This is a genomic window from Paraciimarium castrense LEGE 11436 (genome assembly GCF_056633055.1).
Genome location: NZ_JBSJOW010000013.1, coordinates 1 through 9,990 on the forward strand (window position 1 = coordinate 1; position 9,990 = coordinate 9,990).

At 69.9% G+C, this 9,990-nt stretch carries 8 protein-coding genes and 1 pseudogene; 4 read left to right on the top strand and 5 right to left on the bottom strand.

What is annotated here, in order from left to right; all coding sequences use genetic code 11:
- From ACWJIO_RS13775 to ACWJIO_RS13785, 3 genes and pseudogenes are all read left to right on the top strand, one after another.
- Positions 1-425: pseudogene (locus tag ACWJIO_RS13775) on the top strand (hypothetical protein); the annotation flags it as partial.
- Positions 426-435: 10 nt separating this feature from the next.
- A complete protein-coding gene (locus ACWJIO_RS13780; RefSeq protein ID WP_480314354.1) occupies positions 436-2,646 on the top strand; it encodes an O-linked N-acetylglucosamine transferase, SPINDLY family protein in 2,211 nt (736 codons plus the stop codon).
- Positions 2,647-3,250: 604 nt separating this feature from the next.
- Complete coding sequence (locus ACWJIO_RS13785; RefSeq protein ID WP_480314356.1) at positions 3,251-4,336, top strand: TIGR03032 family protein; 1,086 nt, start codon at positions 3,251-3,253, stop codon at positions 4,334-4,336.
- A 31-nt stretch (positions 4,337-4,367) separates the two neighbouring features.
- Here the strand turns inward: ACWJIO_RS13785 and ACWJIO_RS13790 are convergent, their stop codons facing one another.
- Positions 4,368-5,621, bottom strand: coding sequence for a DegT/DnrJ/EryC1/StrS family aminotransferase (locus ACWJIO_RS13790; protein ID WP_480314358.1), 1,254 nt, complete (start codon positions 5,619-5,621; stop codon positions 4,368-4,370).
- 33 nt (positions 5,622-5,654) lie between these two features.
- Positions 5,655-6,275: a thioredoxin family protein gene (locus ACWJIO_RS13795; RefSeq protein ID WP_480314360.1), complete on the bottom strand. Its 621-nt coding sequence runs from the start codon at positions 6,273-6,275 to the stop codon at positions 5,655-5,657.
- An 18-nt stretch (positions 6,276-6,293) separates the two neighbouring features.
- On the opposite strand from ACWJIO_RS13795, the gene ACWJIO_RS13800 reads away from it, so the two are divergent.
- The gene (locus ACWJIO_RS13800) at positions 6,294-6,842 is read left to right on the top strand and encodes a hypothetical protein (RefSeq protein WP_480314362.1); all 549 of its coding nucleotides are present in this window, start codon (positions 6,294-6,296) and stop codon (positions 6,840-6,842) included.
- A gap of 18 nt (positions 6,843-6,860) precedes the next feature.
- On the opposite strand, the gene ACWJIO_RS13805 is transcribed toward ACWJIO_RS13800, so the two are convergent.
- The 3 genes from ACWJIO_RS13805 to ACWJIO_RS13815 form a co-directional block, all read right to left on the bottom strand.
- Positions 6,861-8,192, bottom strand: a complete 1,332-nt coding sequence (locus ACWJIO_RS13805; protein WP_480314364.1) for an FAD-binding domain-containing protein — start codon at positions 8,190-8,192, stop codon at positions 6,861-6,863.
- Positions 8,185-8,958, bottom strand: coding sequence for a 4'-phosphopantetheinyl transferase family protein (locus tag ACWJIO_RS13810; RefSeq protein ID WP_480314366.1), 774 nt, complete (start codon positions 8,956-8,958; stop codon positions 8,185-8,187). Before ACWJIO_RS13810 ends, ACWJIO_RS13805 begins: the two co-directional genes overlap by 8 nt.
- Positions 8,955-9,990 (bottom strand): phosphopantetheine-binding protein (locus ACWJIO_RS13815; protein ID WP_480314368.1); only part of this gene is annotated, 1,036 nt, incomplete at its 5' end. The genes ACWJIO_RS13810 and ACWJIO_RS13815, both read right to left, overlap by 4 nt.

Here is a 9,990-nt window from a genome sequence, read left to right on the forward strand (position 1 = left end):
TGCTTGACCTCGATGGCGGCGGCATCAGCACCACCGCTCTTGATCCTGCCTCTGGAGTTGACCTCAATAGTGATGGCACCCTAGAAACCGCCGGCTGGCTCTCCAGCACCGATCCGATCACCGGGCTGCCAGCATTCCCTCAAGCGCCGCCAGCCCCCAGCGCAGCATTCACCGACCCTGTCACGGGCCTGCCAGCCCCCAGCACCGCCGGCTCCAGCTCCAGCCCATCAGCCAGCGACTCCGCCGCAGGCACCGGACCCGGCAGCAGCGGCGAGCCCTTCAGCCCCGATCCCCTCCCCACCACCTTCTCCCCACTCCAACCGGAACCCCTGCTGCCGCCGGCCCCAGCCCCAGAAGCCAATCCCCTCCAACCACCGCTGCTCAGCACCGATCCCTTCGACCCCAGCCCGGCCCTTGTGCTCTGATCCCTGAACCTTGAGGACACCCCCTGTGCAGCCCGCGCTCCGGGTTGGTGACCTCTGGGCCCAGCTACGGCACGATCCGCTGCAGCCGCCCCTCTGGCTGGAGCTGGCCCGGGCCTATCAGCACCACAGCCTGGCCTGGCAGGCCAGGGCTGTGGCCCGGCAGGCCTGCAGGCTTGATCCCACTCTTCGGCCCCAGATCCAGGCGCTGGGCATGGCCCTGCCGGCCCAACCCCTGGCCTACCCCGATCCCGATCCCCTGCTGGGGCCCGCAGGCAGCGAGGCCCGGGCCCAGCAGCGCACCGCCCTGGAGCAGTGGCTGCAGCAAAACCCGGGCGACTGGCTCAGCTGGCTGCTCTGGCTGCGCTGGTGGCAGGGGCCGCCCCAACGCGCCGATCTCGCCACGGCCACCCAGCTCGAGCCGATCGCCGGCGAAACCCTCCACTGGCTGGGCCTCTGGCGCCTGCAGGCCGGCGATCCCCAGGCAGCGGTGGAGGCCTTCAAGGGCCTGCTGAACCTGCAGCCCCAGCGCCATGGCTCCATGCTCTACCTGGGCGAGGCGCTGCTGCAGCTGGGCAACACCGCCGCCGCCGAGAAGGCCTTCACCCGCGCGTCCCTCTCCGGCAACCCGTCCTTCCTGCGCCTGCTGGCTGAGCGGGTGTACGCCAACAACTACTGGCAGGAGGCGATCGCCATCCTCGAGAAGGCCCTCAGCCTCCAGCCGGCCAATCTGCCCACCCTGGTGCAGCTCGCCCAGCTGCACTGGGAGGTGTACAACCTCAGCGAAGCCCAGGAGCTGGGCCGCCGGGTGCTGGCCCTCGACCCCGCCAACACCGAGATTCCTTACCTGCTCAATGCCCTGCCGGGGCGGCTCGGCGACGCCCGGGAGCATTTCGAGGCGCTGCGGCGGCACCACGAGCAGCTGGGCGAGCCCGGCTCACGGCTGGCCTCCTCGATCGCCATGGCCTCGCTCTACTGCGACCACCTCAGCCCCACCGAGGTGGCGGGCCTGCATCGGGAGCTGTGCGCGCCGATCACCAGCGCCCAGCCGCCGGCGCCGGTGTTCGCCCAGGCCCGCGATCCGCAGCGGCGCCTGCGGCTGGGGCTGCTCTCCAGTGATTTCCACCGCCAGCATCCGGTGGCCCTGTTCATGCTGCCTCTGATGCAGCGGCTCGACCGCGAGCAGTTCGAGCTGTTCGTGTATGCCAGCGGCGGCATGGTGGATGAGGTCACCCGCCTGGCCCGCCAGAGCGCCGACCACTGGATCGAGGCCGCCCCGCTCGACGACGCAGCCCTGCAGCGTCGCATCCTCAACGACCGGATCGACATCCTGCTCGACCTGGCAGGCCACACCAGCCACCACCGCCTCGGTGTGCTGGCGTTGCGGGCGGCGCCGGTGCAGGCCAGCTTCCTGGGCTATCCCCACTCCACCGGGCTGAGCACGGTCGACTGGCTGATCGGCGATCCCACCGTGGCCCCCGCTGCACATGGCGATCTGTTCAGCGAGGGCATCGCCCAGCTGCCCCACAGCGTGTTCTGCTGGGCCCCGGTTGACGCCTATCCACTGCCGCCGGCGCGCCCAGCGGAGGCGCCGCTGGTGTTCGGCTCGTTCAACAACGTGATGAAGCTCTCCCCCAGCACCATCGCCCTGTGGGCCCAGATGCTGGCGGCCCTGCCGGGTTCGCTGCTGCTGCTCAAGGCGCCGTCGCTGCGGGATGGGGCGGTGCAGCGGCGGTTTCGGGTGCTGTTCGCGGAACACGGCATCGCCGCCGAGCGGCTGTTGCTGGAGGGCCCGAGCGAGCTGGGCCAGATGATGCAGGCCTACGGCCGGATCGACATTGCTCTGGATCCCTTTCCCTACAACGGCGGCACCACGTCGCTGCAGGCGCTGTGGATGGGGGTGCCGCTGATCAGCCTCGAGGGGGGGAATTTCGTGTCGCGCATGGGGGCCAGCTTCCTGCGCAGTCTGGGCCGGCCCCAGTGGATCGGCGCCGATGCGGAGGCCTACCGGCGCATCGCCCTGGAGCTGGCCGCCCAGGTGCAAGACCTGCGTTGCCAACGCGCGGCGCTGCGCGAGCGCATGGCCAGCTCCCCCCTGGGCGCCATCGAGGCCTACAGCCGCGATTTCGAACGGCTGCTGCGGCGTGCCTGGCGTGCCCGGATCGAGGCGCCGGGCTCCAGGCTGCTGAGGGCTGAACCCGCCACACCCGCAACCCAGTCATGAGCAGCCCGCCCGCCGCCCCGCGGCTTGTTTCCGCCACGCGCTGCTCCGCGGAGGCCTTCGCCAGCGACACCCTGCTGGGCCGCTCCCTGGCCCTGCCGCAGCACCAGGGTTATGAGCAGCGGATCGTCTTCCGGAACAGCCGGGGGCTGGGAGCGATCTACAACGCCGCCCTGGCGGAGACCCGGCCGGAGAGCCTCGTGGTGTTCTGCCACGACGACCTGTGGCTCGGCCATCAACCGCTCGACGCGGTGCTGCAGAAGGGGCTGCAGAGCTTCGATCTGGTGGGTGTGGCCGGTAACGGCCGCCAGGGCCGGGGTGCTGCAGGCGGCTGGCTTGAACTTCGATCCCGGCTTCGACTTTCACTTCTACGATCTGGATCTCTACCGCACGGCCCTGGCGGCCAGGCTCAGGCTGGGCGTGTGGCCGATCGATCTGATCCATGCCAGCGGCGGCCACACTGGCAGCTCCGGCTGGTGGCAGGGGCTGCCAGTGTGGCCGCCGCAAGTGGGAGCCGGGGCCGCCGCCACCCGCCGTCCGCGCCGGCCTCTCCCCCGATGGGGTCGATCACGCCTCGACCAGCCCGTCCCCAGCCACCGCCCCACCGATGTCCAGCGCCGCTCCGGCCTTCGAAATCACCACCTCCCGCCAGCTGCTGGCCTGGATGGCGGAGCAGCAGCTCTCGCTGGCCTTCACCACTTATCAGATCGGCAAGCTGTTCAGCCTCGGCCTCAAGCCCAACGGCGAGCTGGCGGTGTTCGAGCGCAGCTTCAACCGCTGCATGGGCCTCTGCCCCAGCGGTGAGCCTGGCGCCAATGGCTTTTACCTGAGCAGCCTCTACCAGATCTGGCGCTTCGAGAACGTGTTCGCCCCCGGCGAGGGGCAGAACGGCTACGACCGGCTCTATGTGCCCCAGCTGGGCCACACCACCGGCGACTGCGACATCCACGACATGGCGGTGGAGAGCAGCGGCCGGCTGCTGTTTGCCAACACCCTGTTCAGCTGCGTGGCCACCCTCAGCGACACCCATAGCTTCCGGCCGGTGTGGCAGCCGCCGTTCATCAGCCGGCTGGCGGCGGAAGACCGCTGCCATCTCAATGGCCTGGCCCTGCGCGATGGCGCACTGGCCACGGTGAGTGCGGTGAGCCGCTCCGACAGCACCGATGGCTGGCGCGACCACCGCGCCGATGGCGGCGTGCTGATCGATGTGCCCAGCGGAGAGGTGATCGCCGCCGGCCTCTCAATGCCCCACTCCCCCCGCTGGTACCGCGACCGGCTCTGGGTGTGCAATTCCGGCACCGGCGAATTCGGCTGGATCGATCTGGCCAGTGGCCGGTTCGAGCCGCTCAGCTTCTGCGCCGGTTACCTGCGCGGCGTGGCCTTCCATGGCGACTTCGCCCTGCTGGGCACCTCCAAACCCCGCCACAACAAGACGTTCTCGGGCCTGCCGCTCGATGAGGCCCTGCGCAGCCGCCAGGCCGAGGCCCGCTGCGGCATCCAGGTGGTGGACCTGCGCACAGGCGATGCGGTGCACTGGATCCGGCTGGAGGGGCTGGTGGAGGAGCTCTACGACGTGATCACCCTGCCGGGGGTGCGGAACCCCTCGATGCTGGGGTTCGTGAGCGATGAGATCCGCCGCGTGATCAGCCTGGAGCAGGACCTCGAGCCAGCAGGTCAGGCAGAACCCAGCTGATCCAGTGGAGCGGGGATCAGGGATTGTGGGTTCAGACCGCGCAGCTGGCCCGATCCGGCAGGCTGCTGGGCGCGGCAGCGTCGCCGGGGCGCGCCAGCAGCTGGCCCAGGGCCTCTACAACCCGTTGCTGCTGGGCCTGGGAGAGCTCCGGGAAGATCGGCAGGCTCAGCACCTCGGCGCAGAGCCGCTCGGTGACCGGCAGGCTGCCGGGGCCATAGCCCAGGGCGGCGTAGGCCGGCTGGCGATGAATGGGAATCGGGTAGTAGATGATCGTGCTCACGCCCGCCTCCTGCAGCTGCTGCTTGAGCCAGTCGCGGCAGCAGCCCTGGGGCAGGCCGAAGGCGTCCGTGTTGGCAGCGGGGTCGCAGGGCGCCTCTCCGCGGGCGCCACAGGCCGGGGCGCCGATCGGGCAGGCCGGCACCCGCAGCACGAACTGGTTCCAGCTGTGGCCCTCAGGCCCGGCCGCCGGCAGGGCCACCCCGGGCAGCCCCGCCAGCTGGCTGAGGTAACGGGAGGCGATGGCCCGGCGGGAGTCCAGCCAGCGGCTCAGGTGGGGCAGCTTCACGGCCAGCACCGCCGCCTGCAGGGCATCGAGGCGGCTGTTGTAGCCGAGATCGGTGTGCAGGTAGCGGCGCGGCATGCCGTGCACCGCCAGCTCCCGCACCCGCTGGGCCAGGGCCGCATCGCGGCACACCACTGCCCCGCCATCGCCGGCGGCACCGAGATTCTTGGTGGGGAAGAAGCTGAAGCAGCCCGCATCGCCCCAGCTGCCCACCGGCCGTCCGGCCCAGCGGGCGCCGGTGGCCTGGGCGCAGTCTTCCACCACCTTGAGGCCATGGCGCGTGGCGATGGCGCCAATGCGCTCCATGTCCACCGGGCGGCCGAACAGATGCACGGGCAGCAAGGCCCGGGTGGCCGGGGTGATCGCCGCCTCGATCAGATCCAGATCGATCAGGTAGGTGGCGGGGTCCACGTCCACGAACACCGGCGTGGCCCCTACGGCGCTGACCGCCTCGGCGGTGGCAAAGAAGCTGAAGGAGGCGGTGATCACCTCATCGCCGGGGCCGATGCCGAGGCCGCGCAGGGCGAGCACCAGGGAGTCGGTGCCGCTGTTGCAGCCCACCGCGTGGGGCACGCCGCAGGCCTCGGCGAAGGCAGCCTCGAAGGCGGCGATCGTGGGGCCGCCGATGTACTGGCCGCTACGCAGCACGGTCAACACGGCGTCATCCAGTGCGCCACCCAGCTCCTGGATCTGCTCACCGAGGCTGAAGGGTGGCACCTGCATGCGGCTCACCATAAAGGCAATGAGCGGCAGGGATCAGCGGGCCCATTCCGGTTCTGAACCTGGATCCCACTTGATGTTGCAGCCGATGGCGGGGCGCTGCTCCCCAGCCGGAGTGCCTCCAGCCTCAAGGGCCGCGAGGGCAGCGCGCAGATCCTTGCCATCAGCGGGCCGGCCCTGGCCAGGGCGGCTGTCATCGAGCTGGCCGCGATACACCAGCCGCAGAGCGCCGTCGTCAGCCGGGGAGAAGAGGTAGGGATCGGGGGTGCAGGCGGCCCGGAAGGCCCGGGCGATCTCCTGGTGGCCATCCAGCAGGTAGGGGAAGGTCCAGCCGTGGCGAGCCGCCTGGGTCCTGAGACCCTCGGCGCCGTCCTGGGGGTGGGTCTGCAGGCTGTTGCTCGAGATCGCCAGGATCCGCAGCCGCGGCGGCGGGCCGGCCACATCCGCCTCAAGGCGGCTGAGCTCCTGTTCCACGTGCTTCACGAAGGGGCAGTGCTCACACAGAAACAACACCAACACGGGGCCCCTGGCCAGGCCATCGAGGTCGAGCGGTTCGCCACTCACCTGCTGGGCAGCACCAGTGGCCAGCTGGGCGCTGATCACTCCGAACGGCAGGGGCGTGCCCAACGGCAGCATGGTGGACGGCGTCAGCGCCATGGGCCTGTTCCTTCATCGATGCCTGCCCTCACGCTAAAGACCTCTTCCCTGCAGGCCAGCGCGGCTCTGGCGGGGTTGCTGCTCAGCGCCGGCTGCGTGCCGGCCCACCGCCAGGCCAGCTGGGCGATCTTTCCCCTGCAGCGCAGCGTGCCCCACGACGGCCTGGCGGTGGTGAGCCAGCCCGATGGCTACGGCCTGCACATCTGGATCGACACCGACACCCGCGAGAGCGGCATCTGCCAGCCCCGCTGGACGCCCGACCCGGCGCGGCTGTTCAACGGCAACGGCACGGCTCCGTTCAGTTCGGGGCTGGCCAGCCGCCAGGAGTTCTTCGAGGCCGTGGCGCGCAGCGATGTGCGCCGGGTCCTGCGCCAGCAGAGTGAGGCCCTCTGCAAGGACGCCGATCCCAAGCGCAGCTTCCGCTGGCTGGAGCCGCCCCTGACGCCCGAACAGGTGCAGGTGGAGGCCTTCCCGCTGCTGGAGGAGCCGGATCTGCTCAGCGATCCCGCCGCCGTGCTCGAGCGGGAGGAGGCCTTTCTCAAGGAGGCCACGGAACCCGGGGATTGAGCCCAGGGCTTGAGCTCATCAGCCCGTGAGGAAGCGGCGCCACACCAGGGGCTCGGCCTTGCGCCAGTAGCGCGAGAAGCGGCGCAGATCGGGGGGCGACTCCAGCCGCACAAAGGGCTCGGGCTCCAGCACCACCAGGGGCAGCCACTCCGCCAGGCGAGCCGCGATCGCCCCGAGGCGCGGATCCACTCCCGGGCTGGTGACCACCGCATCGGCGCCATGGGCAGCCGCAATGGCGAGCACCTGCTCGGCCGTTTCCCCCTGGCGCAGTTCCACCGGCAACTCCAGGGCGCACTGCCGCACAAAGCCGTCGCGCAGGCGGCTGGGCCCCCAGCCGGCGAGCAGGGCGGGATCGAGCACCACCAGGGCCGGCGCGGCGGGCCAGGCCTTGAGGGCTGGATTGCTGGGGCCCAGGGCCTCAGGGTGCACCCACACCAACGGGCGGCGCGGCGCGGGCCCGGCCGCCGCCGCCGAAGGCGCAGCGAGCAGAGATGGCCTACGCGCGGCGCCGGCAGCAGCGTTGGCAAGGGCGGCAGTGGGGGCAGCTGCTGCAGGGGCGGCGCCAGCTTCCGGGGAGGGAGCCGGCGCGAACAGGCGCTGCTGGAGCTCTTCATAACTGGCCTCAAAGGGACAGCCGGCCCCTGCCAGGGCACAGTCGCGGCAGTGGCGGTCACCGCCGAAGCGCTCCAGATTGGCCCGGTTGAAGATGTAGGGCTTGCTGCTGAAGCTGCTGGCCACCCACTGCCAGCTGAGGTTGTTGCTGGCCGGATCGCCATCCAGCAGGTGCTGCAGAAACCAGCGGGCACCGGCCTGCCAGCGCACCCGGCGCCAGTGCACCAGGTAGCTGGCCAGCCACAGGCGGGCGTGGTTGTGCAGCCAGCCGCGGGCCATGAGCTCGCCGGCGCAGGCATCCATGCAGGCCAGGCCGGTGGCGGCTGCAGCCACATCGGCGGGCAGTTCCGGGGCGTAGACCCAGGCCGCATGGCCCGTCTTGAGCGGCTCGAGGTCGTGCCAGATGCCATCGCCGAGCTGCAGCCAAAGCCGCTGCCAGTAGTCGCGCCAGCCCAGCTCGCTGATCAGCTTGCCGGCCACGCGGCGGCCCTCGGCCCGGCGCTCGGGGCTGGCGTAGCCCCGCTGCCGCAACCAGGTGAACACCGCCTCACGCACCTCCGCCAGGGTGAGCACGCCATGGCGGAGGTAGGGCGAGAGGCGCGTGACGGCGCCGTCGAGGTGGTTGCGGCTGGCGCCGTAGGCCAAAGGATCGATCTGCTGCATGGCGGCCCGGGCCGCCGCAACGCCACCGCGGAAGGCCCCGGGGGACGCCGGGATCGCAGGTGGCTGATCAGCCATGGCGGATGAGGCCAGCGGCGCCTCTGCCAGCGGCGGCCGACGTTTCAGCCTCGGGCCCTGCGCCGAGCAGCGCCAGGGCTCCGCAGTAGCCGGCCGGCAGCGCCACGCTCCAGCGCTTCAGAGGGAGCTGAGCCGGCGCTGAGGCCGCGCCATGGCCGGCGAAACCCAGGCCACTGGCCTTGAGCCCGGCCTCGAGCAGACACCAGCCCTGCAGAAAAGCCTGGCCGTGCTGGGCGGAGGGGCCTTGCAAGAGCGCCTCAACCTGGGCGCTGGAGAACACCCGCCTGGCGATCGGCGGCCAATCGATCCCGGGGCGGTGCTGCTCCACATCCACCCCCACGGGCCGACTGGGATGCAGGGCCAGCAGGATGAGATCTCCGGAATGACTCACATTGAACTGAGGCCCGCCCGGACAGTGGGGCTTGCCGTGCTGCCCGAGTTCGAACACCACATCCGCCGGGGCGATGTGCAGCCAGCGCCCCAGCACCTCACGCACCAACCCCCGGCCCAGCAGGAAGCGATCGCGGTCGGCCACCAGGCGATAGCCAGCATGGCGCTGGCGTTCAGCCGGTGAGAGGCTGGCCTCCCACTCGGCCCGGAGATCTGGCGCCACGCCGCTGCGGCGATCCAGGCAGTAGAGCAACGGCTGATCGCCGAGGCCCGGCCCAACGCAAGCTGGAAGGGAGAACGGGGCTGCGAGCTCAGCTGCCGACTCCAATGACAGCACCTGAGGCGTGAGGCTGCCCTCCCCGATCCACCAGCTCATGGCTGGGGCTCGGGCGAGGAGCTGAGCACAGCAGATCTCACGGCCCTGGCCAAGCCAGGGATGTTCGACGACTCAAAGAACGCGCCATGCAGTCCAGGGATGAAGGCCACGTCATACCCCTTCCTGCCGAACGCCCTGCCCAGGTCTCGCCGCACAAGCCGTTCGCTGAGCACGCCCGAATTCTCCCCGGGCGATGCGTGGCCGTTGTGGGCCTGCGACGAGGATGGTTGCTCTGCAGGATGGCGGAACGGGTTCAGGTCACTGTCGGTGCCATAGAGGATCAGCGTGTCGTTACTCCAGCGCAAGATCCTCTTGCGAATGAGCGACATCGATGGCTCCATCAGGATCAGTTTTCGGACGCGCCTGCCGTGGGCAAGCAAGTGCCAGGCCACCGCGTTAGCGATGATGCCAGCCTGGCAGTTGCCACCAACAACATACGGCTGATCTGGAGATTGAAGATCGAGGATCTCGCGTACATACAGCTCCGCAACATGATGCAGAAGCGCTGGATTGAGATACAGCTGGCCACTTCCCTCCAGGCCATGGGCCGATCGCATTCCATGCATACGAAGTCCCGGCCCCAGGGCCTCAGCAAGGCTTTCATACTCATTGGCTCCTTGAAAACACCAGAAGAGGCCTGGCAGCCCCTCCTGATGGGCGATGGTTCGAACGAATTGGTGACCAGGTGCGAGTTCTCCAGGCCAGCGCTCGAGCATCACCAACTGCTGCCGCACAAAGCTGTCAATCCGAGGAGGCAACACACCATGGCTGGAATAAGCAGCAGGCGCGCAGGCCGTGGGCGTTGATTGCGAAGCTGATGGCCCAGGTGCTCCTTCAGAACCGGGGTCTTGCTGCAGATACTGCGCGAACAAGGCAATGGTTGGGCAAGCGAAATAGCGGGCCAACGGCAGGTCGTCTTTGGCCACCTCATCCACCAGGTCTTTCAGCCGCATCGTCAGCAGCGAGTGGCCGCCAACCGCAAAGAAGTTGTCCGTGGTGCCGAACTCCCCGTGCCCCAGCACCTCCGCCCAG